At 65.4% G+C, this 22,836-nt stretch carries 17 protein-coding genes, 1 other RNA gene and 1 pseudogene; 13 read left to right on the top strand and 6 right to left on the bottom strand.

Annotated features, from left to right (window positions below; translation table 11 throughout):
• Positions 1-18 precede the first annotated feature (18 nt).
• A complete protein-coding gene (locus A7D17_RS18555; RefSeq protein WP_064510447.1) occupies positions 19-2,907 on the top strand; it encodes a TonB-dependent receptor plug domain-containing protein in 2,889 nt (962 codons plus the stop codon).
• 439 nt (positions 2,908-3,346) lie between these two features.
• On the opposite strand, the gene A7D17_RS18560 is transcribed toward A7D17_RS18555, so the two are convergent.
• Entirely contained in the window at positions 3,347-4,462 is a 1,116-nt protein-coding gene (locus tag A7D17_RS18560; protein ID WP_064510448.1) for an HDOD domain-containing protein, read from the bottom strand.
• A gap of 149 nt (positions 4,463-4,611) precedes the next feature.
• Complete coding sequence (gene ppa / locus A7D17_RS18565; protein ID WP_005990841.1) at positions 4,612-5,148, bottom strand: inorganic diphosphatase; 537 nt, start codon at positions 5,146-5,148, stop codon at positions 4,612-4,614.
• A 196-nt stretch (positions 5,149-5,344) separates the two neighbouring features.
• Here ppa and A7D17_RS18570 point away from each other — a divergent pair, with 196 nt between their 5' ends.
• The gene (locus A7D17_RS18570) at positions 5,345-5,827 is read left to right on the top strand and encodes a hypothetical protein (RefSeq protein WP_064510449.1); all 483 of its coding nucleotides are present in this window, start codon (positions 5,345-5,347) and stop codon (positions 5,825-5,827) included.
• A gap of 453 nt (positions 5,828-6,280) precedes the next feature.
• On the opposite strand, the gene A7D17_RS18575 is transcribed toward A7D17_RS18570, so the two are convergent.
• On the bottom strand, positions 6,281-8,308 hold the full coding sequence (locus tag A7D17_RS18575; RefSeq protein WP_064510450.1) for a sodium-translocating pyrophosphatase: 2,028 nt from the start codon (positions 8,306-8,308) through the stop codon (positions 6,281-6,283).
• A gap of 248 nt (positions 8,309-8,556) precedes the next feature.
• Here A7D17_RS18575 and A7D17_RS18580 point away from each other — a divergent pair, with 248 nt between their 5' ends.
• Both A7D17_RS18580 and A7D17_RS18585 read left to right on the top strand, forming a co-directional pair.
• Positions 8,557-9,081, top strand: a complete 525-nt coding sequence (locus A7D17_RS18580) for a hypothetical protein (RefSeq protein ID WP_064510451.1) — start codon at positions 8,557-8,559, stop codon at positions 9,079-9,081.
• Positions 9,082-9,329: 248 nt separating this feature from the next.
• Positions 9,330-10,001: a hypothetical protein gene (locus A7D17_RS18585; protein WP_064510452.1), complete on the top strand. Its 672-nt coding sequence runs from the start codon at positions 9,330-9,332 to the stop codon at positions 9,999-10,001.
• Positions 10,002-10,351: 350 nt separating this feature from the next.
• On the opposite strand, the gene A7D17_RS18590 is transcribed toward A7D17_RS18585, so the two are convergent.
• Positions 10,352-11,608: a 6-phosphofructokinase gene (locus A7D17_RS18590; RefSeq protein ID WP_064510453.1), complete on the bottom strand. Its 1,257-nt coding sequence runs from the start codon at positions 11,606-11,608 to the stop codon at positions 10,352-10,354.
• A 156-nt stretch (positions 11,609-11,764) separates the two neighbouring features.
• On the opposite strand from A7D17_RS18590, the gene A7D17_RS18595 reads away from it, so the two are divergent.
• The 5 genes and pseudogenes from A7D17_RS18595 to A7D17_RS25135 all read left to right on the top strand — a co-directional run.
• Positions 11,765-12,328, top strand: a complete 564-nt coding sequence (locus A7D17_RS18595; protein WP_064510454.1) for an adenylate kinase — start codon at positions 11,765-11,767, stop codon at positions 12,326-12,328.
• A gap of 342 nt (positions 12,329-12,670) precedes the next feature.
• The gene (gene mpl / locus A7D17_RS18600) at positions 12,671-14,038 is read left to right on the top strand and encodes a UDP-N-acetylmuramate:L-alanyl-gamma-D-glutamyl-meso-diaminopimelate ligase (RefSeq protein ID WP_193395365.1); all 1,368 of its coding nucleotides are present in this window, start codon (positions 12,671-12,673) and stop codon (positions 14,036-14,038) included.
• On the top strand, positions 14,038-14,634 hold the full coding sequence (locus tag A7D17_RS18605) for an LON peptidase substrate-binding domain-containing protein (protein WP_064510455.1): 597 nt from the start codon (positions 14,038-14,040) through the stop codon (positions 14,632-14,634). Before mpl ends, A7D17_RS18605 begins: the two co-directional genes overlap by 1 nt.
• 288 nt (positions 14,635-14,922) lie before the next feature.
• Positions 14,923-15,807 carry a bestrophin family protein gene (locus tag A7D17_RS18610; protein WP_064510456.1) on the top strand — a complete coding sequence of 295 codons (885 nt, stop codon included), beginning with the start codon at positions 14,923-14,925 and terminating at the stop codon, positions 15,805-15,807.
• 349 nt (positions 15,808-16,156) lie between these two features.
• Positions 16,157-16,368 (top strand): annotated as a pseudogene (locus A7D17_RS25135) (hypothetical protein); the annotation flags it as partial.
• 71 nt (positions 16,369-16,439) lie between these two features.
• On the opposite strand, the gene A7D17_RS18615 reads toward A7D17_RS25135, so the two are convergent.
• Positions 16,440-18,521, bottom strand: a complete 2,082-nt coding sequence (locus tag A7D17_RS18615) for a bifunctional DedA family/phosphatase PAP2 family protein (protein WP_064510457.1) — start codon at positions 18,519-18,521, stop codon at positions 16,440-16,442.
• A gap of 162 nt (positions 18,522-18,683) precedes the next feature.
• On the opposite strand from A7D17_RS18615, the gene A7D17_RS18620 reads away from it, so the two are divergent.
• The 3 genes from A7D17_RS18620 to A7D17_RS18630 all read left to right on the top strand — a co-directional run bounded on the left by A7D17_RS18620 (position 18,684) and on the right by A7D17_RS18630 (position 20,430).
• Positions 18,684-19,343: a serine/threonine-protein kinase gene (locus tag A7D17_RS18620; protein WP_064510458.1), complete on the top strand. Its 660-nt coding sequence runs from the start codon at positions 18,684-18,686 to the stop codon at positions 19,341-19,343.
• A 134-nt stretch (positions 19,344-19,477) separates the two neighbouring features.
• Complete coding sequence (locus A7D17_RS18625; protein ID WP_064510459.1) at positions 19,478-20,293, top strand: SDR family oxidoreductase; 816 nt, start codon at positions 19,478-19,480, stop codon at positions 20,291-20,293.
• Between the two features lie 61 nt (positions 20,294-20,354).
• Positions 20,355-20,430, top strand: a non-coding RNA gene (locus tag A7D17_RS18630) — sX9 sRNA.
• A gap of 161 nt (positions 20,431-20,591) precedes the next feature.
• Here the strand turns inward: A7D17_RS18630 and A7D17_RS18635 are convergent.
• Positions 20,592-21,464 (bottom strand): ion transporter, encoded by an 873-nt coding sequence (locus A7D17_RS18635; RefSeq protein WP_064510460.1) that lies wholly within the window; start codon positions 21,462-21,464, stop codon positions 20,592-20,594.
• Positions 21,465-21,535: 71 nt separating this feature from the next.
• Between A7D17_RS18635 and A7D17_RS18640 the strand changes: the two genes are divergently transcribed.
• Entirely contained in the window at positions 21,536-22,762 is a 1,227-nt protein-coding gene (locus A7D17_RS18640) for an acetylornithine transaminase (RefSeq protein ID WP_064510461.1), read from the top strand.
• The last annotated feature ends 74 nt before the right edge of the window (positions 22,763-22,836 follow it).

Consider the following 22,836-nt stretch of genomic DNA (forward strand, 5'->3'; position numbering starts at 1 on the left):
CGAACCCTGGAGAGATTGATGAACCTTCGCACCTCCGCAGTGCGGCTGGGCCTGTTGCCCGCCGGTATTGCGATCGCGTTGACGCCGGCTTTTGCCGCCAATGCACAAGAGCAGTCCGCCCCGTCGACCACGACCCTGGACCGCATCGAAATCACCGGCTCGCGCATCCGCTCGGTCGACGTCGAAACCGCACAGCCGGTGTTCACCGTCTCCCAGCAGGACATTCAGAAGTCCGGCCTGGTCAGCGTTGGCGACATCCTCCAGAACCTGTCGATTGCCGGTACGCAGACCTACAGCAAGGCTGCCGTGCTGACCTCCGACCCGGAACAGGGCGGCCAGTACGTCAATCTGTACAACCTGGGTGAGAACCGTACCCTGGTGTTGGTGAACGGCAAGCGTTGGACCAGCAGCCTGTCCGGCCTGACCGACATGTCCACCATCCCGAGCTCGCTGATCGAGCGCATCGAAGTCCTGAAGGACGGCGCCTCGGCGATCTACGGCTCCGACGCCGTGGCCGGTGTGGTCAACATCATCCTGCGTCAGAACTACGACGGTGCAGAAGCCTCGGCGTACTTCGGCCAGAACGGTCGTGGCGACGGTTCCAAGGAGCAGTACTCCTTCACCGCCGGCACCACCACCGACCGCTCCTCGCTGGTGTTTGGCGTCAACTACACCAACGAAGATCCGGTGTGGGCCAAGGATCGCACGCTGACCCGTTACTCGGCCGGTCCGAACCACATCGAAGATGGCCTGAGTGCAACCGGCCCGTGGGGTCGCTTCACCTCCAACGACCAGACCTACATCCTCAACCACACCGGCTCGTTCGACGGTAAGGGCGTGGGTGCGGATTCACGCAATCTGGCCAACTACCACAACGACATCACCACCGACGATTACTTCAATTCCGTCGACCAGATGATGTTGCAGCAGTCCAGCCGCAACAAGTCGATCTTCACGACCGGCAGCTACAACCTGACCGACAGCCTGACCTTCAAGTCGACCGCGATGTACTCCGAGCGCGACTCGAACCGTCAGATCGCCGGCTACCCGCTGCAGGCCTCGTCGCAGCCGCAGTTCCCGGTCGCCATCAGTGGCAGCAGCTACTACAACCCGGTTGGCCAGGACATCACCAGCTGGTTCCGTCGTACGGTTGAATTGCCGCGCACCACCGAAAGCAACGTCAAGACCCTGCACTTCGATGCAGCGCTGGAAGGCGTGTTCGACGTCGGCAGCCACGGCTGGAACTGGGACGTGGGCTTCAACTACAACAAGTACGATGTGACGCAGGTTTCCCGCGGCAACATCAACCTGCTGGCATTGCAGAAGGCACTGGGTCCTTCGTTCCTCAATGCACAGGGTCAGGTGCAGTGCGGTACCGCAGCGGCTCCGATCGCGCTGGGTACCAGTAATGCGCTGGGCCAGTGCACCCCGTTCAATATCCTGGGTGGCCCGTCGGCGTCCACGCCGAACGCGCTGCAGTACATCAATGCGCTGGGTCAGTCCACGCAGCAGAGCCTGAGCAAGCAGTGGACCGCCAATGTCACCGGCGGCCTGTTCGACCTGCCGGCCGGTGAGCTGGGCTTCGCTGCAGGTGTCGAGCACCGCGAAATCAGCGGCTACGACTACCCGGACCAGCTGTCCAGCGCCGGTTACACCACCGATCTGGCTGCACAGGCCACCGAAGGTCGCTACCAGACCAACGAAGCCTACCTGGAGCTGTTGATTCCGGTACTGAAGGATCTGCCGGGCGCCAAGGAACTGTCGTTCGACGTGGCTGCGCGCTACAGCAACTACAGCCGTTTCGGCGACACCACCAACAGCAAGTTCAGCTTCACCTGGAAGCCGATCGACGACCTGCTGGTGCGTGGTACCTACGGCACCGGTTTCCGTGCGCCGACGCTGTCGGACACCTTCGGTGGCGGCTCGCAGACCTTCGATACCTTCACCGATCCGTGCGACGCGACCTTCGGTTCGCTGGGCAACGCAGGTGTGGCGGCGCGCTGTGCCGGCGAAGGCTTGCCGGCCGGTTACCGTCAGACCGACACCGCAGGCAATCCGGTGACCCGTCGCGACGTGCAGGGCAACGCGCCGTTCAATTCGGGCGTGGGTAATGCAGAGCTGGAGCCGGAATACAGCATCACCCGGACCGTGGGCATGGTGTACAGCCCGCATTGGGTGCAGGGCCTGGACTTCTCGCTGGATTGGTACCGCATTTCGATCTCCAACATCATCACCGCGCTGACGGCCAATGATGTGTTGAACAACTGCTATCTCAACAACCTGGCCAGCTACTGTGCCGACTACGGTCGCGACCCGATCAGCGGTCAGGTCACCACGCTGAGCCGCGGCAACGTCAACCTGGGTCGTCTGGAAACCGAAGGCTACAACTTCGGCGTGCGTTACCGCATGCCCGAAACCGCCTACGGCAAGTTCGCCGTCAACCTGGACACCAACTACCTGGCGACCTACAAGTCGCAGGCTGAAGCCGGTGCCGATTGGGCCAACGCAGCTGGCTACTGGAACTACCCGCGCGTGCGCGCCACCCTGGGTCTGGACTGGTCGCTGGGTTCGCTGTCGGCCAACTGGAACCTGCGCTACTACGGCGGCTTCCGCGATTACTGCTGGGATGCATCGGCAGGCATCGAGTGCAACGACCCGAACTACCAGACCCCGAACCCGGGTTGGGGCGGCGGTACCGGTTCCAACAAGAAGGGCTCGATCTCCTACCAGGACGTCTCGGTTACCTGGCAGGCTCCGTGGGACGGCAGCGTGACCGTCGGCGCCCGCAACATCTGGAACAAGCAGCCGCCGGTGACCTACTCGATCACCAACAGCAGCACCGCGGCGATCGATCCGATGCTGGATTACGACCGCTTCCTGTTCGTGCAGTACAACCAGCGCTTCTGATCATCGAAGCCTCGTGAAAGAAGAAGCGGGCCGAAAGGCCCGCTTTTTTTATGCCTGTCGTCGACGCGTCCACGGTGTGGTCTGTGCATGTGAGTCGCCACGGTTGCCGTGTGGCGCGGAGGGCTGGGACGCTCCAGGACGAGCTTGACGCGCTGCAACCGGAGCCTGGCTGCCGGCGCATGCCGAAAGTTTCTCTGCGCGTGCGTGGTCTATGACGTTCTCACCACGGAGTCTTGAGTCGACCGCCATCACCTTTAGTCTGGTTCGGACCGCAGATGTTCCAGGTCTGGATCCGTCGCCGTGGATCTCCCGTTGCGCGGCGCCTGACGTTACAGCCCATCCCGCGCCCCTCATCGCGCCCTGCAAGGCGGCAAAGAAAAAGGCGCGATGCCATCGCGCCTTTTCGCTACTTCGATCGCTGCCCCTGACGGCCCGCCGCTTACGCCTCGGCAAGGCCCAGCAAGGTGTCGGCCTGTTCGCGCCAGGTCGGCAGGCGGGAGATCACGCCGACCTTGGACAAATACTCTTCGTCCACGGTTTCGCCGCTGGCCAGTGCCGTGGCCACATGCACCGCGCCGGTGACCCAGAAGCTGCGCAGGCTGGAACGCTGCGGGTGGCGATGGAAAGCCACTGCCTCGATGATCGGCATCGGCAGGCCCCACAGGCCGAGCAGATAGGCGCCGGCTTCGGTATGGCCCAGGCGCTCGTCGCCGCCTTCCGGCAGCGGCTCGCGCTCATCGCGTACGCCCGGCAGGAGCAGGCCGATGTCGGCCAGCAGTGCGGCGGTGGAACCCAGCTCCGCGCTGGTCGGTGGCAATACCTTGGCCGCCAGACGCGAGGAGAGCAGGGCGCGGCGCTGCATCGCGCTGCGCTCTGCCGGGGTCAGGGTCTGCACCGAGAACACTTCGCTGGCCAGTACCAGGTCGCGCAGCGTCGCCACGCCCAGGCGGGTCACGGCCGTGCGCAGATCGGTGATGCTGCGGCCGCCGGAAAAGAACGCCGAATTGCATAGCTGCAACACCTTGGCCGCGATAGCCGGATCGCCCGAGATGAGCTTGGCGATATCGGCCGCATCGGCGCCATCGTCTTCTTCCAGCGCATGCATCAGGCTCAGATACAGATGCGGCGGCGACGGCAGCTTTTCGATCCGGCCGATGGCCGCGCGCAGGCGCGGATTGCTCAGCAGGTCGCGCAGCTCTTCCAGGCTGGTGACGGCTTCGAGCAGCACTTCCGGCGCCAGCGGCATCGGCAGGAAGCGATGGGCCACGCCAATGATGCGGGCCGGCGGCGTGCGCTGGCCATCCTGGGCATCGATCAATGCAATCCGGATCGTGTCCGGACGCAGCGTCCGGATCTGCCCCAGCAAGGTGGCGGCTGTCAGGTCGGGCAGGATCGGTGCAACGATGACCGCGTCGAACGGCGACAGCGCGGCAGCCTCGATCGCCGAATTTCCATCGGCCACCTGCTGCGCCTGCCATTGGTCGCCGAGATCGGAGACGTAATCGACCAGGTCGGACGGAAGGCTGGCTTCGTCCCCAACAAACAGAATACGCAAGACACTTCCCCAGAAGTCACCGGCGGCAAGGCGCCGGCCAAACGCAGTCCGGCAATGTACCCAATCTGCCGACGGCGGTCACCGGGATCACGGCAAAAGCGTGATCCCGGTCGCTCCATGCTCACGGAGCAAAGGTGACGGCCAACGGCTCAGGGCGCGTCGGAATTATAGCGTTCCACCGATTCGACCAGGATGCGCTTGGCCTCGGCAGCGCCGCCCCAACCGTCCAGCTTCACCCACTTGCCCTTCTCCAAGTCCTTGTAATGCTCGAAGAAATGGCCGATGCGCTCCATCCAGTGGCTGGAGACCTGATTGATGTCCTCGATGTGCGCGTAGCCGGAGAAGATCTTCTCGATCGGCACCGCCAGGATCTTTTCGTCGCTGCCCGCCTCGTCGCTCATGCGCAGCACGCCGACCGGACGGCAGCGCACCACCGAGCCCGGGACCAGCGGCAGCGGCAGCACCACCAGCACGTCGGCCGGATCGCCATCGCCGCACAGGGTGTTGGGCACGTAGCCGTAGTTGCAGGGGTAACGCATCGGGGTCGACAGGATGCGGTCGACGAAGATCGCGCCGCTGGCCTTGTCCACTTCGTACTTGACCGGCTCGGAATCCTTGGGGATTTCGATGACGACGTTGATTTCTTCCGGCAGATTCTTGCCAGAGGTGACCAGTTCAAGACCCATGCGCGTAGCTCCGAGGCGTCAGCAGTGTGTGGAGCGCGATTCTACGCGTTCGGCTGTTGCGCTGCAGCGACACTGAATAGGCAATGTTCTGACGGCCGAATACGGCATAGCCTGCATTCATCACAGGCAACCGCCCGATCCCGGCGGGTTGGCCCCGGGCGCACGCTGCAGGCTCATCCACCGTCCGGAAACCGCCATGCCCAGGCTCACGCGCTTGCTCGTCGTCTTGCTGCTTTCGCTCACCGCCCATGCCGCCGCCGCGGCAGCGCCACCGCCGACCTATGTGGACGCCGTGGACTGGCCGGCCAATGGAGAGGGCTGGGAGGCCTTCATCGATCTGGAGCAACGGCTGGACCGTGACTTCGACAACATCTGCGGCGACACCTTCTGCGGCGGCGAATTCAGCGATTACCAGCCGCTGCGCTTTCGCTGCTCGGTCCATCGTGTCACCGGCGTGGTGCGTAGCTGCATCTGGACCTTCGGCGCCAGCGAGGTCAGCGTCGACCCACGCAGTGGCTACCTGCGCTCGGACAGCCGGGTCTGGCGGTGCACTGCGCCACTGAAAGCCGGAACCCGTCTGGAGGAGATGTATCGCGTGCTTGCCGTGACCAACCCCCTGTTCGAACCGCTGCCCGGCGGTGCGCCGCCGATCTACGATGGCTTGATCGGCTGCCTGTGATCAACGACGAGGCCAATCACCTGGTTCGAGGATTGATGGCCGGCACGACACGGTCAGCGCCAGCGCCAGCGCTCGCAGGCGAGTCGCTGCCTTGCAGGTGGGCGTTGGTTGTACAGCGTGCAGCGTTGCGGGGTCCGATGCCGTGCAGGTTTTGCACGGCAGCGGGCTCGGCGAAATCCGAGAGGCGATGGTCCATACACTCGCCGTTGTCGCTGCCATGCACCCACCGCGAGGTCCCCGCGCGGGTTTGGCCAACGCTCGACTGGATTGCAGCTCATCCTGCGCCGGAGCCCATGCGGTAGCCGGCGCAGGATGTTGCAGGCAGCAGGCCTGCGAGAGCCGGGTGCGGTTCGCTGCCCCGCACTGGGTCAGAGTGTCGGCCTGGCTGCGTTACCTGCCGTTGGGTCCGCATCGCGAGCCGCCGGAGGATCCCGGCGGCGTGGCCTGCGCCGCTCACAGCAAGGGCACCAGCAGCAATGCCACGATGTTGATGATCTTGATCAAGGGGTTGATGGCCGGCCCTGCAGTGTCCTTGTACGGGTCGCCCACGGTGTCGCCGGTGATCGCCGCCTTGTGCGCTTCGCTGCCCTTGCCGCCGAAGTGACCATCCTCGATGTATTTCTTGGCATTGTCCCAGGCGCCGCCGCCGGTGGTCATGGAAATGGCCAGGAACAATCCGGTCACGATCGTGCCGATCAACAGGCCGCCCAGTGCGCGCGGCCCCAGCAACAGCCCCACCACAATCGGCACCACCACCGGCAATAGCGAGGGCACGATCATTTCGCGGATCGCCGAGCGGGTCAGCATGTCGACCGCACGGTCGTATTGCGGCTTGGCGGTGCCGGCCATGATGCCGGGAATCTCGCGGAACTGGCGGCGGACTTCCTCCACTACTGCGCCCGCCGCGCGGCCCACGGCCTCCATTGCCATGGCGCCGAACAGATACGGAATCAGGCCGCCGATGAGCAGGCCAATGATCACCGTGTGGTCGGACAGGTCGAAGGCAAACACCTCGTTCGGATTGGCGGCCTGCAGGTTGTGGGTGTAGTCGGCAAACAACACCAGCGCGGCCAGCGCCGCCGATCCGATCGCATAGCCCTTGGTCACCGCCTTGGTGGTGTTGCCGACCGCATCCAGCGGGTCGGTGATCGCACGCACTTCCGGCGGTAGTTCGGCCATTTCGGCAATGCCGCCGGCGTTGTCGGTGATGGGGCCATAGGCATCCAGCGCCACGATCATGCCGGCCATCGACAGCATGGCGGTGGCCGCGATGGCGATGCCGTACAGGCCACCGAAATGGAATGCACCCCAGATCGCAGCGCACACCGCGATCACCGGCAGTGCGGTGGACTTCATCGAAATGCCGAGACCGGCAATGATGTTGGTGCCGTGCCCGGTGGTGCTGGCCGATGCCACGTGCTGCACGGGTGTGTATTGGGTGCCGGTGTAGTACTCGGTGATCCATACGATCAGGCCGGTAAGGACCAGCCCGATCAAGGCGCACACGTACAACGACGTGGCGCCATGGCTGTTGTCGCGCATCAGCGCCTGGGTGATCGGCCAGTAGGCCAGTGCGGCCAGGACGCCGGAGACGATCACGCCCTTGTAGAGCGCTCCCATGATCGAGCCGCCCGCCTTCACCTTGACGAAGGCCGCACCGACGATCGACGCGATGATCGACACCCCGCCAAGCACCAGTGGATACAGCACCGCATGCGGCCCGGTCTCGGTCAGTGTGAGGCTGCCGAGCAGCATCGTGGCGATCACGGTGACCGCATAGGTCTCGAAGAGGTCCGCTGCCATGCCGGCGCAGTCGCCCACGTTGTCGCCCACGTTGTCGGCGATTACCGCCGGGTTACGCGGATCGTCTTCGGGGATGCCGGCTTCCACCTTGCCTACCAGGTCTGCGCCCACATCCGCGCCCTTGGTGAAAATACCGCCCCCCAGGCGCGCGAAGATCGAAATCAGCGACGACCCGAACGCCAGCCCGACCAGGGCATGCAGGTTCTGCTCCAGCGGAAGCCCCAGGCGCTGCAGCACGGCGTAATACCCGGCCACACCCAGCAGGCCCAGGCCCACCACCAGCATGCCGGTAATCGCGCCACCGCGAAACGCCACATCCATCGCCTTGCCGATCCCGTGGCGTGCGGCCTCGGCGGTGCGCACATTGGCGCGCACCGAGACATTCATTCCGATATAGCCGGCCAGCCCGGAGAGCACTGCACCCAGTGCAAACCCGATTGCGGTGTACCAGCTCAGGAACAGCCCGACCAGCACAAACAACACACCGCCGGCGATCGAGATCGTGAGGTATTGCCGGTTGAGGTAGGCACGTGCGCCTTCCTGGATCGCAGCGGCGATCTCCTGCATGCGCGCGTTACCGCTGGGCTGCGCCACCACCCAGCGCGCCGACACGATTCCGTAGACGATTGCCAGGACCGCACATCCCAGCGCAAGCGATAACCCGTAATGTTCCAGCATGACCCCTCCCAGAGAATGGATGTCATCCGGTCGGGATGAACCAGGGGGCGATGCACGACGAGTAGACGGCGAATACGAACTCGACGGCCGCAAGGGCCACAATGCGCGTCGCGATGTTCAAGTGGCCGGATCGCGGCCGAGTATGCGCCGCAGCGTGCGTGGCTGCCAGCATCGCGGCTTTGGCATGTCGTTCAGTTGCCGCGTGACAGCCTGCGGCCCATCCGTATCGAGCGATCCAAGGAGTGACCATGTCCCACCATGCCGCGTGCAGCCATGCTGCCCTGCTGAGCGCCCTGCTGCTCACCGGCAGCGCGTTTGCTGCAGACCCCACGCCGGAGCTGAAGGCGCGTGCACCCGGGACCGCGCAGGCGGTTGGGGCGGTACACACCTTGCGCCAGATTCCGGAAGCCTGCGCGCGGCTGGAAGGCGTGTTCACCGGCAATGCCGCGCAGCCGTATACCTTCTCGGTGGTGCGTAGCAGCCCCACGTGTCAGCCGCGTGCACGCTTCGTGGACTATGCCAAGGCCGCGCCCAGCGTGGCGTCCGGCTGGATCTTCAATGATGTGATCCGCGTCCCCAGCGCCACCTGTCCGGGGCAGCAGGCGGTCGTGCGTGTCTGGCGCAAGCCGGTGGATGCCAAGCCGCAGCTCGATGGGCAAGGCCAGTCGCGTATCTATTTGGAAGACGCCAAGCAGCAGGCCGCCGCCGGCAAGATCCCGCAGGTGCCGATGTTCGCCGCGCAGCAAACCATGGAAGGCAAGGCCTGTCGGTAACGGCGGCAGGTCATCGTTCTCGGTGATCCCGCCACCAGCATGTCGATGGAGAATGGGGCGTGCTTGGGCGGCTGACCTCTCCTCATGCGGACGCCGCGCTAGCAGGGCATGTCCGATGAGCTGCCGGTGCCGTGCAAGGCCTGACAAACATCGATGCGTCTGGACGTATCCATCGCGCAGCTGTCGCACTGTCGATCCGGCAATTTAAGTCGCTTCGGTCGCGAATTCCTGATCATTTGAATAAACGCATGAAGCGATTTCGTCATTCTCCCGGGCTGCTGGTAGCTCTTGTCCTATCGAACCCGCTATCGGCGCGCGCGGCGGCCAGCATGGTCGTCGACGATGCGAGCGTCACGCCGCGTGGTCAGTGTCAGCTGGAGGCATGGTCGCGTGCAATGCCGGCCACGGCGTTTAGCACACTGGTGCCTGCATGCAATGTTGCGGGGACGGAAATCGCTTTGGGGCTGACCGATGTTCGGCATGGCACCACGTCCATGGACCTTGGCGCCAAGCGTGTCCTGCGTGATCCTGAGCAACATGTGCTGGGGGTTGCAGTGTCAGTGGGCGTGCAGCGCTCCTGGCAGGGGGCGCGACAACGCGCACGCTACATCACGTTGCCCTTGACCTGGTCGTTCGGCGACGCAGCGGCTACCCGCCTTCATGTCAACGCCGGCGTCACAGCAACCCATGCCGGACCCGACACGACCAATGCCGGCATCGGGATCGAGCACGCGGTCACCGCCTCATGGACCCTGCTGGGCGAAGCATTCGGCGACGACCATCGAGGCCAGGGAGGCCAGGCGGGAATGCGCAGGATGGTTGGCAAGGCGTCCAGCATCGATCTGCTTGTGGGCCGCGACCGACTCAACGCACCGCGCGGATGGATCACCCTCGGGATCAACCTGGCGATGGCGCCGTAGCAGCGCTGGCCACCGAGCTGGATGAACTCACTTGACGAGCAGCGTCGCCAGTGTTTCGGCATGTGACGCAGGCTGCGGGCCGTTCTCGTGCATCATTCTGCCGCAAGCCGCAAGCCGCAAGCCGCAAGCCGCAAGCCGCAAGCCGCAAAGCCGCAGCACCCCGCGACAGGCAGCCCCAATTGCAGCAGCTGCTGCTCCCATGTCGCATCGATGTCGATGCCAGCTATTACGCACATTTTCCGGTGCCGCCGCCATGTCATCGGGCTGGAGCGGGGATGCGGCTGCATGCCATCGTTTGCCTGTCCAGGTGCTGATGCGTCACCACCTGGAGCGTGGCCGCCCGGCTGGGCTCAGCCTTCCCAGGCCGCCAGCTTCTTCGCCACCGCGATGTTCTTCAGGCTGACGTATTTGGGCAACCCATCGCTGCCGTAGGCCAGTGGTGCTTCGCCCTTGATCAGTGGGGCGAAATAGCGGCGGGCGCGTTCGGTGATGCCGAATCCGTCCTTGCGCAGGAAGCTGGGCGGCATCTTCTTTTCATGGTTGGCCACCTTGTGCAGCGGGGCCGGCACGATCTTCCAGCGGTACGGCGCGTCGCTGACGCGTTCGATCACCGGAATCACCGCGTTCATGCCCTTGAGTGCGTACTGCACGGCGGCCTTGCCGACAGCCTGGGCCTGTTCCCAATCGGTCTTGGAGGCGAGGTGGCGTGCCGAGCGCTGCAGGTAATCCGGCAGGGTCCAATGCACCTTGTAGCCGAGTTCCTGCTTGACCTGCGCGGCCAGGAACGACGCCACGCCACCGAGTTGTGCGTGGCCGAAAGAGTCGGCTGCGCCGCCTGCGTCGGCGACGAATTTTCCGTGCGCGTCCTGGATGCCCTCGCTGGCAACCACCACGCACCAGCCGACGTTTTCCACCACCTGCTTCACCTTGGCCAGGAACACCGCCTGCTCGTAGGCGCGCTCGGGCAGCAGGATGATCTGCGGTGCGTCGTCCGGGCCTTGCCCCGCCAGGCCTGCCGCTGCGGCCAGCCAGCCGGCGTGGCGGCCCATCGCCTCGTAGATGAAGACCTTGGTGGAGGTATCGGCCATCGCGGCGACATCCAGCGCAGCCTCGCGCACCGACACCGCGGTGTACTTGGCCGCCGAGCCGAAGCCGGGGCAGGTGTCGGTCACCGCCAGATCGTTGTCGATGGTCTTGGGCACGCCGATGCAGTGCAGCGGGTAGCCATAGGCCTTGGCCAGCTGCGAGACCTTCCAGGCGGTGTCGGCCGAATCGTTGCCGCCGTTGTAGAGGAACCAGCGCACGTCGTGCGCGCGCAACACCTCGAGCAGGCGTTCGTACTTGGCGCTGTCTTGTTCCAGCGATTTGAGCTTGTAGCGGCACGAGCCGAATGCACCGCCGGGCGTCTGCGCCAGAGCGGCGATTGCGGCGGCCGACTCCTTGGAGGTATCGATCAGCTCTTCGCGCAATGCGCCCAGGATGCCGTTGCGCGCGGCCAGTACCTTGATCTTGCGCGCGCGTGCTTCGCTGATCACGCCGGCGGCAGTGGCGTTGATGACGGCGGTGACGCCGCCAGACTGGGCATACAACAGATTGCCGGTGGTCATAGGGGACAGGCTCCTCACAGGGCGATGGCGCAAGGGACAGTGCCGGGACATTCCCCGGATGCGGTAAGCTGCACGACCATACGGTCAGCGCTGGCGAAGACCTGAGTCTAACGCCGCCAACCGCAACGCGTTTTTCTTCGAAAGTGGAGTCCACTGATGCGATTGGTTCTGTTGGGACCGCCCGGTTCGGGCAAGGGCACCCAGGCGACACGTCTCAAAGACACGTTTGACATCCCGCACATTTCCACCGGCGACCTGTTGCGCGCCGAAGTGGCCGCCGGCTCGCCACTGGGCCTGAAGGCCAAGGAAGTCATGGCACGCGGCGACCTGGTGTCCGATGACATCCTGCTCGGCATGCTGGAAGCGCGACTGGGTCAGCCCGACGTCGCCAAGGGGTTCATCCTCGATGGCTATCCGCGCAATGTGGCCCAGGCCAATGCGCTGGACAGCCTGCTCAGCAAGATCGGTCAGCCACTGGATGCAGTGGTGCAGTTGGACGTCGCCAGCGAATTGCTGGTCGAACGCATCGCCGGGCGCGCCAAGGCCGAAGGCCGTGAGGACGACAACCCGGAGTCGGTGCGCAAGCGTCTGCAGGTCTATACCGATTCCACCGCACCGGTGATCGGCTTCTACGAGCAGCGCGGCAAGTTGGCGCGCGTCGATGGCGTTGGGTCGCTGGACGAAGTGCTGGAGCGCATCAGCAAGGCGCTCGGCCGCTGAGTCACCCGGGCCGGGCGCAATGCCCGGTCCTGTTCATCGCGCGCCCGTTGGCCGCGTCGTCTGCAGGTCCAGACCCCAGCAAAGAAAAACCCCGGCCATACGAGATGACCGGGGCAGAATAACGCCAGTAGTGAGCTTGCTCAGAGCCCCGACAGCATGAGCTCCCTGGGGATTTGGCCTCTTGGGGAGTAGGACCAAAGGGATGCTGCGACTGGCGTTCAGCATAGTGATGGATGTGACGCAGTTCGCATATCGGGAAATTCCCGACAGTACGGTAGGTGTTTCCCGACACTGGGGCCGGGAGTGGATTGGAATGTCCCGCAACTCCGGTGATCGGCGACAATGTGCGGCATGACCAAACTCCACATCCTCGGCATCGCCGGGACTTTCATGGGCGGTGTGGCCGCCCTGGCGCGCGAGCTGGGCTGGCAGGTGGAGGGCAGCGACCAGGCCATCTATCCACCGATGTCCACTCAGCTGGAAACGCTCGGCATCGCGCTGGCGCAAGGCTACGCGCCGTCGAACATCGCGCCCGATGCCACTGACGTGGTCATCGGCAATGCCTTGTCGCGCGGCAATCCGGCGGTGGAAGCGGTGCTCGATGCCGGCCGTCGCTACACCTCCGGCGCCCAGTGGCTGGCCGAACAGGTATTGCCGGGCCGCGACACGCTCGCGGTGGCCGGCACCCATGGCAAGACCACCACCACCACCATCCTGAGCTATCTGCTCGAAGCTGCCGGGCGGTCGCCCGGCTTCTTGATCGGTGGGGTGGCCGAGGACTTCGGCGTCTCCGCACGGCTGGGCCAGGGCCGCGAATTCGTGGTGGAGGCCGACGAGTACGACACCGCGTTCTTCGACAAGCGCAGCAAGTTCGTGCACTACCGGCCGCTGGTGGCGATCCTCAATAACCTGGAGTACGACCACGCGGATATTTTTCCTGACGTGGCCGCCATCCAGCGGCAATTCCATCATCTGGTGCGCACCGTGCCGGCGCGCGGGCGCTTGATCGTCAACGGCGACGACGCGCGGCTGGCCGAGGTGCTGGCCATGGGCTGCTGGACGCCGGTGGAACGCTTCGGCTTCGATGCCGGGCTGGAGTGGAGCGCGCGCCTGATCGCTGCCGATGGCAGCGCGTTTGCGGTGGCCCACCGCGGTGTGGAGATCGGCCAGATGCAGTGGCCACTGGTGGGCCGGCACAACGTGCTCAACGGGCTGGCCGCATTGGCCGCAGTGCATGCGGTGGGCGTGGATCCGGCGACGGTGATGCCGGCGCTGGCGCAGTTCCAGAGCGTCAAACGGCGACTGGAAGTGCTGGGCCAGGCGCGCGATATCACCGTCTACGACGACTTTGCGCATCACCCCACCGCGATTGCGACCACGCTGCAGGGACTGCGTGCCAAGGTGGGTGCGGCGCGCGTGCTGGTGGCGATGGAGCCGCGCAGCAATTCGATGCGCCTGGGCGCGCATGCGCAGGCACTGGCGCCGTCGCTGCACGATGCCGATGCGGTGGTGTTCCTGCACCGGCCAGAGTTGCCCTGGGACGCGGCGCCGATCATCGCGCAGGTGCGTGGCGATGCGCGCGTGGCGCATGACGTCGATGGATTGCTGCACACCTTGGGAGAGCTGGCGCAGCCGGGCGACCATGTGGTGTTCATGTCCAATGGCGGTTTCGATGGCGCGCCGCGTCGCTTCCTGGCGCAGCTGTCCTGATGGCGCCGGTCCCCGCCACTGCCGATACCAGCGCGTTGCCGCTGTTCCCTTTGCACAGCGTGCTGTTGCCGGGCGCGGCGATGGGCTTGCGCGTGTTTGAACGCCGCTATCTGGATCTGGTACGCGAATGCGGCCGCAACGGCACCAGCTTCGGCGTATGCCTGATCCTGGAAGGCAACGAAGTCGGCGTGCCCGCTACGCCGGCCGCGTTCGGTACCGAAGTACGCATCGAGGATTTCGATGTGGGCGCCGACGGTGTGCTGGTGCTGCGCTTGCGCGGCACGCGGCGTTTCCACGTACAGCGCTCGCGCATTCGCGACAACGGTCTGGTAGTGGGAGATGTCGCCTGGCGCGAACCGGATCCGGATGACGAACTGCGGCCCGAGCACGGTCTGCTGTCCACGGTGCTGGAGCGCATGCTGGAGCAGGTGGGTGGCGAATTTGCATCGGTGGGGCCGGGGTTGATGGATCAGGCCGCCTGGGTTGGTTGGCGATTGGCCGAGCTGCTGCCATTGACCGAGCAGCAGCGGCTCTCTCTGTTGCAGCAGGACGATCCGCATCGGCGGCTGGATCAATTGCTGGCCTGGATGCCTTAGGTGCGACTCATAAAACGACCGCGCCCGCTACACGGGTGCGGGCTGCGCTCCGAACTTTCATGCGCCACGTGTGCACTGTGTTCCCGCACGCCGTGCACACCCAATTGACTGCCGCTCGCTACGCCTTTTCATCACTCCGGTCGCGTGGGGCAATGGTTTCGATCGGCCCCATCACCGTGCTTGCACCGTGGCAACGGCACACTGCGCACGCTTGAGTGCGCTACCGACCGCATCCATGCACTGGATGCGCGCAATGGCGTCACTCGTTTCTTTTGATGGAGTGTGCCTTTGATTGTCGATGTAAAGCCGCGTGTGGCAGATGTGATCAGCCAGGTCTGGCGGACCCTGGCGGTGTTGTTCGTATGGGATGTGTTGATCACCATCATTTACTACGTGCTGCCGTTCCGTGCGCCGGCGTTGCCGCTGACCATCTTTGGTTCTGCGCTGGCGTTGTTCCTGGGCTTTCGCGCCAATTCCACCTATCAACGCTGGTGGGAGGGGCGGGTGCTGTGGGGCCAGATGATCAATGCCTCGCGCAATCTGGTGCGTCTGAGCGTCAGTATCCTGTCTGCACCGGAAGCCGGCGATCTTGGGCGCACCATTGCGCTGCGGCAGATTGCCTACGTCAATGCACTGCGCTGCCAACTGCGCCGGCTGCCGGTGGCGATGGCGTTGTCCCCGCATGTGGACGCCGACGAAGCAGCGGCGGCGGTGGTGCGCACCAACGTGGCGAACGGCTTGCTCGACACCACCGGGCGCAGCGTCGAACAGGCGCGTCGCGAGGGCTGGATCGACAGCATCCAGCAGGCCAGCGTCGAACGCATCCTGGTGGATATCGCCAACGCGCAAGGCGGCATGGAGCGCCTGAAAAATACGCCGCTGCCGTATCAGTATCGCTTCTATCCGAACCTGTTCACGCGGTTGTTCTGCGTGCTGTTGCCAATCGGCCTGGTGGAAACGCTGCAGTACGCCACGCCGGTGGGATCGACGGTGGCCGGCCTGATGTTTCTGGCGGTGCTGAAGATCGGCGATGAACTGGTCGACCCGTTCGCCAACACCATCCACGACCTGCCGCTGGATACCATGTGCCGCACGGTGGAGATCGATGCGCTTCAGGCCATTGGTGAGCAAGCGCCGGAGCCGATGCAGCCGGTGGATGGCGTGTTGTGGTGAGGCATTGCGTGTTAGGCCAATGCGGCCTTTGCATCGCCGAATTGCGCTGACTCGCAATCTCCCGGTCGCCTTGAGAGGCGATTGAACGATGCAGGCAGTTGTGGAGCGGCCAACCTGCGAGTGTTCTGCAGGGCCCTTGCCCGCCCACCGTCGCGGGACACGCTGCAAGTACGTCCTTGTAAGCTCTTACGCGGCATCCATGTCGCGTAAGGTCCCGCGCCGGTGAGCGGGCAAGGACCAGACGAGGGTGTCGGTGCGCATGGTGCAAGCAGTGCATGACGTGCGTTGTTTGGATAGTGGCGCTTTGGGTCTGCATCTCACTGCAGGCAGAGCAATAGGCGGAGGTCTCAACAAAGCAGCCAGCAAACTGTCTGGTGCGGTGTCCTCATCGCTTGCGGGACCGTGTGGCGGCATGGATGCCGCCACCGAGCCCCCAGGGACGGGTTGACGGCGTGTCCTGCAAGCGGTGAGGGCACCGCGCGCTCAACTAGCCAGGCGTTTGACCTAAACATTCCGCTGCATTTAGAGAGGCCAACAAACCGTGGCGAGCGCCCCGCCTGACGGCCGCGCAGTAGCTTTGTTAGCCGCTCTTCAGCGTGTGCCGCCAAAGATCGCCGCCATTGCCTGATCGATCAACGGCGCTGTTGTAACGGACCTGGCGCAGCCGGATCAGACGCAGTGGTTTCCGTCTGCGGCGTATCATCGACCTCTCCCCGCACCGCATTTCCCGAAGTGCTGTCGATCAGGATCACCGGCACCTGCGAGCGGCGACGTTGCTCCACGCGGTGCGGCAGCGGGCCGAGCGCGTCGCGCAATGCGCTGAGTGCAGGGTCCACACCGCGTAGCGGATACCACAGACCGATGAGGCTGAAGTGGCGGCTGTAGCGCAGGGTCTGCGTGCTGCCTACCCACAGTGGCTGCGCATCGGGTTGCAAGCGCGCGGCTGCCGGCCACAAACGCAATACATGTACATGGCCGGGAGCGGCGTGACGCACCATCAGCAAGGCTTCGACCTGGGTGTCCAGCGTGGCCGGCAGGATCGGCACTTCGTCCGGGCGGCCGCTGACATCCAGCAGATGCAGTGCCTGCTCCCAGCCGGCCTGCGGTTGTGCCCGCCAGCCACGCGCTTCGAGCTGGCGCTGCAGTGGTGCCAGCGGGCCGGCCACCTGTACGTCCAGCGGCCAGCGCTGGTCGTCGTCGAATTCGTTGCGGCGCGCCGGCAGCAGTCGCCATTGGCTGGCCCACCATTCGCTGGCGGGCAGCTCCATCAGCAACGGCGGTGGCGGTTCGAACTTGGCCAGCTTGGTGTCGAGGTTGCGTGGCGCAAAGAAGATCGCGCAGCCCAGGAACACACCATAGAAGATCCATGACACCGGCTTGACCCAGAACGCCCGGGTGGCGCGGCGGCGGTAGGCAATGCCCAGCACCAGCAGCCAGAAGATGCCGAACAACATGCCGCCGACCACGTCGCTGAGCCAATGCGCGCCCAGATACAGCCGCGCAAAGCCAATCAGCGAGACGATGGCGCCACTGACCAGGTACGGCCACACCCGGCGCCGGCCGGGCAATTCGCGTGCGATCAGCAGCGCAAAGAAGCCAAAACCAATCGTGGCCATGGTGACTGCCACCGACGGAAACCCGAACCCGCTGCTGGCCGCAGGTGGGCGCACGACCTGTACGGTCGCGCCCAGCAACTGTGTCAACGCAAGGCCGAAGGCCAGTGCGATCACCCAATGCGTCACCGCCATCCAGCGCCGGCGCCAGGCCAGGTAGCCCATCGCCGCGGCGATTGCCGGCAGCAGCACTTGCCAGTCGCCCAGCGAGGCCAGCGCCACCATCGGGTAATCGGCCAGCGGGTTGCGCAGCGCCAGCATCAGGTCGTGCACGGCCAGGTCCACGCGTAGCGGCTCGCCATGTGCCAACACCACCATCAGCAGCACGAACCAGCCCCAGCCGAGCAGCAACAGCATCAGCGCCATCATCGCCAGCGGCACCGATTCGCGGCGCCGTGGGTCGAACACGCTGACCGACCAGTTGCCCAGTACCGGATGGCGATGCGACCACTCCAGCAACCGCGCCAGCAGTGCATCCAGGTGGCCGGCGGACCAGCGATACGAATACAGCACCATGGCCCAGGCCAGCCCGATCACCGCAGCCAGCAATGCCACCACCACGAACAGCCGCCCGGCCACGGCGGCAACCGCGTCGTAGGCGGTGCCCAGCACCCAGCCCGGCACCAGGAACAGCAGTGCCCAGGAAATGCAGGCCAGCCCGCTGGCGATCAGATAGCGCTTGAACGGCATGTGCGACATGCCGGCGATGGCCGGCACGAAGGGCCGCACCGCGCCCACATAACGGGCGATGAGAATGCTCTTGAAGGCATTGCGCCGGAACAGCAGCTCGCCGCGTTCCAGCAATTGCGGATAGCGCCGGAACGGCCAGTAGGTGTGCAACTGGTGGCCCCATCGGTGGCCCACCCAGAAGCTCAGCGCATCGCCGACGAAGGCGCCCAGCGTGGCGCAGACCACCGCATACGGCCCGTTGATCTGGCCGAGCCCGATCAGCACGCCGATGGCGAACAGCAGTGGCAAGGCAGGCACGATGGCCCCCAGCACAATCACCGCATCACAGAATGCGATGGCAAAGATCACCACGCCAGCCAAGGTGGGGTGGTGTCCGATCCACTCCAGCGTGGCGTCGATCCATGAGTTCATTCCCGAATTATAGGTGGGCATGGCGACGACTGACTTGCGCCACGCTCACATCGGGCGGTTTGCTTCACCTCAGGTTGCAACCGCCCCGGCCTTGCATGCCCCCGGCACGGCGGCGCCCGCATTGGCGATGTGGCGATGCGGACCGCCCGTCTACAATGGGCGATGAGCGACGATCCCGCCGGCAACCTGCCGCTGAAGTCCGATACCTTCGGGCGCATCCTGCTGATCCGCGACGCCGGCCGCGTGTTCGTGCGGCGCGACCTGAGCGTGGCACCGTGGCTGCTGCGCGGTGTGGCATGGTGGCTGGCGCGGCGCGAAGCGCTGGCACTGCGGCAGCTGGACGGCCTGCCGCGGACGCCGCGCCTGTTGCATTGGGACGGGCGTCATCTGGACCGCAGCTACCTGGCCGGCGATGCGATGTACCAGCGCCCGCCGCGCGGCGACCTGGCGTATTTCCGGCAGGCGCGCCGGCTGTTGCAGCAGCTGCATCGGCGCGGCGTGGCGCACAACGATCTGGCCAAGGAAGCCAACTGGCTGGTGCAGGACGATGGCAGCCCGGCGGTGATCGATTTCCAGCTGGCGGTGCGCGGCCACCCCCGCGCGCGCTGGATGCGTCTGCTTGCACGTGAAGACCTGCGCCACCTGCTCAAGCACAAGCGCATGTATTGCCCGGCCGCCATCACCCCGGTGGAACGCCGCGTACTCAAGCGCCGCTCCTGGGTGCGCGAGCTGTGGTTCGCCACCGGCAAGCCGGTCTACCGCTTCGTGACCCGCCGCGTGCTGCACTGGGAAGACAACGAGGGGCAGGGGCCGAAGCCCTGAAGGCGGGGAATTGGGAGTGGGGAATCGGGAATGGGTAATGCAGCATCGCGGACCTGAGGGTACGTCGCGCGATCAAGGCGCTAAGCTCCTCCGATTCCCGATTCCCGATTCCCGATTCCCGATTCCCGATTCCCATGACCTTACAAGGCAAAACCCTCTTCATCACCGGTGCCTCGCGCGGGATCGGATTGGCGATCGCGCTGCGGGCGGCACGCGATGGGGCCAACGTGGCGATTGCGGCCAAGTCGGCGGTGGCCAATCCCAAATTGCCGGGCACCATCCATAGCGCGGCTGCGGCGGTGACTGCGGCCGGCGGGCAGGCGCTGGCGCTCAAGTGCGATATCCGCGAAGAAGCGCAGGTGCGCGCGGCGGTGGCGGCGACGGTCGATGCGTTCGGCGGGATCGATATCCTGGTCAACAACGCCAGCGCGATCTGGTTGCGCGGCACGCTGGACACGCCGATGAAGCGCTTCGACCTGATGCAGCAGGTCAATGCGCGCGGCAGTTTCGTCTGCGCGCAGGCCTGCCTGCCGCATCTGCTGCAGGCGCCCAATCCGCACATCCTCAGTCTGGCGCCGCCGCCCTCGTTGAATCCGGCGTGGTGGGGCGCGCATACCGGCTACACGCTGGCCAAGATGGGCATGAGTCTGGTGACGCTGGGGCTGGCCGCCGAATTCGGCCCGCAAGGCGTGGCGGTCAATGCGCTATGGCCGCGCACGGTGATCGCCACCGATGCGATCAACATGCTGCCCGGTGTGGATGCCGCTGCCTGCCGCCGGCCGGAGATCGTGGCCGATGCGGCGCATGCGCTGCTGACCCGCACCGCAGCCGGCTTCCACGGGCAGTTCCTGATCGACGAGCAGGTGCTGGCGCAGGCCGGCATCACCGACTTCCGCGGCTATGCGGTCGATCCGTCGCGCAGCTTGTTGCCCGATCTGTTTCTCGACTAAGAGCAGCGAACAAAACTACGGCGCAGCCGCCAGGCAGGCGCGGCCGGTGCTCGGAATCGGCATGTACCACGCGTACACTCCGGTTCCTCCGCGCCGTCCGCACACGCCCGACGACCGCCCGTTACGTGTTGTTAGCCGCTCTAAGTGCGACGCGTGCGTGCGTGCGTGCGCGCCGCGGTCGGGTAGGGCGTCGTTGCGTGCAGGGCGTTGTAGCACCGGCATGCACGTGGCGAGTATCGCTGCGGCTGCGGCTGCGCCTGGCGACGGTGCGCCACGCATTGGGCTGCGCAGCCTTGCATCAGCCATTGCCGAGCGCCGGCAGCGGCTCGGCGCACTGCCGGCAATAGCGCGCATCCGGCGCGTGGCCTTCCAACCCGCAGCGAACGCAATTGCGAACGTCGCGCTTGCCGGCATGGCCACCTTCGCGCAGCGTGGTGGCCAGTTCGGCGGTATAGATGCCGGTGGGCACGGCGATGATGCTGTAGCCGATCAGGATCAGCGCCGAGGTGACGAAGCGGCCCAGCGTGGTTTGCGGCACCAGATCGCCGAAACCCACCGTGGCCATGGTGACGATGGCCCAGTACATGCTGGTCGGAATGCTGGTGAAGCCATTCTGCGGGCCTTCGATCACATACATCGTGGCACCGGCGATCACGGTGATGGTGAGCACGCTGAACAGGAACACCAGCACCTTGCGGCGGCTGCGCCACAGCGCGTCCACCAATTGCCCGCTTTCCTGGATGTAGCGGGTGAGCTTGAGGATGCGGAACAGGCGCAGGATGCGCAGCACCCGCACCACCAGCAGGGTCTGCGCACCGGGCACGAAGAACGACAGATAGCTGGGCAGGATCGACAGCAGGTCGATCACGCCCCAGCTGCTGAGCGCGTAATGCAATGGCCGCCGCACCACCGCCAGGCGCAAGGCATATTCCAGCGTGAACAGGATCGTAAAGGCCCATTCCAACGGCACCAGCCAGTGTGCCGAGCGCGCATGGATGCGCGGCACGCTGTCGATCATGATCACTCCCACGCTGGCCAGGATGGCCGCCACCAGCATCAGGTCGAAGTTGCGCGAGGGGCGTGTGTCGTGCCGGTAGATGATGTCGAACCAGTGCCGGCGCCAGCCGTGATCGGTGGCGGGCGTGAGCTGGGGATCGGAAAGAGGGCGCATGCGTGCATTGTGCCGCAGGTGCGCGAATGCGCGAGAATGCCCGCTCCCCTTCCGCTTCTGCGACGATCATCATGAGCACCGCTGCCGATTCGCCCCTGTCCCTTGCGCACTACTACCTGCCGGTGTATCGCCCGCGCCAGGTGGTGCTGGAGCGCGGGCAGGGCAGTCGCGTATGGGATGACGCGGGGCGCGAGTATCTGGATCTGTCCTCCGGCATCGCGGTGAGCGGGCTGGGCCATAACGACCCGGACCTGGTTGCCGCGCTCACTGAGCAGGCGGGCAAGCTGTGGCATACCAGCAACATCTTCTACAGCGCGCCGCCATTGAAGCTGGCCGAAGAACTGGTGGGCGCCTCGCGCTTCGCCGAGAAGGTGTTCCTGTGCAATTCCGGCACCGAAGCCAATGAAGCGGCGATCAAGCTGGTGCGCAAGTGGGCCAGCGACCAGGGCCGCCCGCCGGAGCGGCGCGTGATCGTCACCTTCCGCGGCAGTTTCCACGGCCGCACGCTGGCTTCGGTCACCGCCACCGCGCAGCCGAAATACCAGGAAGGCTACGAGCCGCTGCCGGGCGGATTTCGCTATGTGGATTTCAACGATGTGGCGGCGCTGGAAGCGGCGATGGCCGCTGGCGATGTGGCGGCGGTGATGGTGGAGCCGATCCAGGGCGAAGGCGGGGTGATGCCGGCAGCGCCAGGCTTCCTGGCCCGCGCCCGCGCGCTGTGTGACCAGCATGATGCCTTGCTGGTGCTGGACGAGATCCAGTGCGGTATGGGCCGCACCGGCACCTTGTTCGCGCATTGGCAGGAGCAGGCGACGCCGGACATCGTGACCCTGGCCAAGGCCTTGGGCGGCGGTTTTCCGATTGGTGCGATGCTGGCTGGCCCCAAGGTGGCGCAAACCATGCAGTTCGGCGCGCACGGCACCACCTTCGGCGGCAATCCGCTGGCTGCGGCGGTGGCGCGGGTGGCGTTGCGCAAGCTGGCCTCGCCGGAGATCGCGGCCAATGTGGAGCGTCAATCGGCTGCGTTGCGCGCGGGGCTGGAGGCATTGAATGCCGAGTTCGGCCTGTTCGCACAGATCCGCGGGCGCGGCCTGATGCTGGGCGCGGTGCTGGCGCAGGCGCATGCCGGCCAGGCCGGTGCGATCCTCGACCTGGCGGCCAAGCACGGGCTGCTGGTGCTGCAGGCGGGGCCGGATGTACTGCGCTTCGTGCCGGCGCTGAATCTGACCGATGCCGAGCTGGCCGATGGGCTGGCGCGCTTGCGCCTGGCGATTGCCGACTATGCCGCGCAGCGGTAACGGATTGCTTGGTCGGTTGCGTGTTGGTGGCTGGCAGGGCGCTGATTGGTGTCGACGTGCGGGGACGCGAGAAC

The organism is Xanthomonas floridensis (assembly GCF_001642575.1).
Lineage (GTDB): Bacteria > Pseudomonadota > Gammaproteobacteria > Xanthomonadales > Xanthomonadaceae > Xanthomonas > Xanthomonas floridensis.

Bases quoted from the DNA above. Each gene is read 5' to 3' on its own strand.
- A7D17_RS18590 (WP_064510453.1), bottom strand. From the start codon at position 11,608: ATGACCACCGGCAATCTGTTGTATGCCCAGTCTGGCGGCGTCACCGCC.
- ppa (WP_005990841.1), bottom strand. From the start codon at position 5,148: ATGGGTCTTGAACTGGTCACCTCTGGCAAGAATCTGCCGGAAGAAATC.
- A7D17_RS18635 (WP_064510460.1), bottom strand. From the start codon at position 21,464: ATGCGCCCTCTTTCCGATCCCCAGCTCACGCCCGCCACCGATCACGGC.
- A7D17_RS18585 (WP_064510452.1), top strand. From the start codon at position 9,330: ATGAAGCGATTTCGTCATTCTCCCGGGCTGCTGGTAGCTCTTGTCCTA.
- A7D17_RS18615 (WP_064510457.1), bottom strand. From the start codon at position 18,521: ATGAACTCATGGATCGACGCCACGCTGGAGTGGATCGGACACCACCCC.
- A7D17_RS18570 (WP_064510449.1), top strand. From the start codon at position 5,345: ATGCCCAGGCTCACGCGCTTGCTCGTCGTCTTGCTGCTTTCGCTCACC.
- A7D17_RS18625 (WP_064510459.1), top strand. From the start codon at position 19,478: ATGACCTTACAAGGCAAAACCCTCTTCATCACCGGTGCCTCGCGCGGG.
- mpl (WP_193395365.1), top strand. From the start codon at position 12,671: ATGTGCGGCATGACCAAACTCCACATCCTCGGCATCGCCGGGACTTTC.
- A7D17_RS18605 (WP_064510455.1), top strand. From the start codon at position 14,038: ATGGCGCCGGTCCCCGCCACTGCCGATACCAGCGCGTTGCCGCTGTTC.
- A7D17_RS18575 (WP_064510450.1), bottom strand. From the start codon at position 8,308: ATGCTGGAACATTACGGGTTATCGCTTGCGCTGGGATGTGCGGTCCTG.
- A7D17_RS18580 (WP_064510451.1), top strand. From the start codon at position 8,557: ATGTCCCACCATGCCGCGTGCAGCCATGCTGCCCTGCTGAGCGCCCTG.
- A7D17_RS18555 (WP_064510447.1), top strand. From the start codon at position 19: ATGAACCTTCGCACCTCCGCAGTGCGGCTGGGCCTGTTGCCCGCCGGT.
- A7D17_RS18620 (WP_064510458.1), top strand. From the start codon at position 18,684: ATGAGCGACGATCCCGCCGGCAACCTGCCGCTGAAGTCCGATACCTTC.
- A7D17_RS18640 (WP_064510461.1), top strand. From the start codon at position 21,536: ATGAGCACCGCTGCCGATTCGCCCCTGTCCCTTGCGCACTACTACCTG.
- A7D17_RS18595 (WP_064510454.1), top strand. From the start codon at position 11,765: ATGCGATTGGTTCTGTTGGGACCGCCCGGTTCGGGCAAGGGCACCCAG.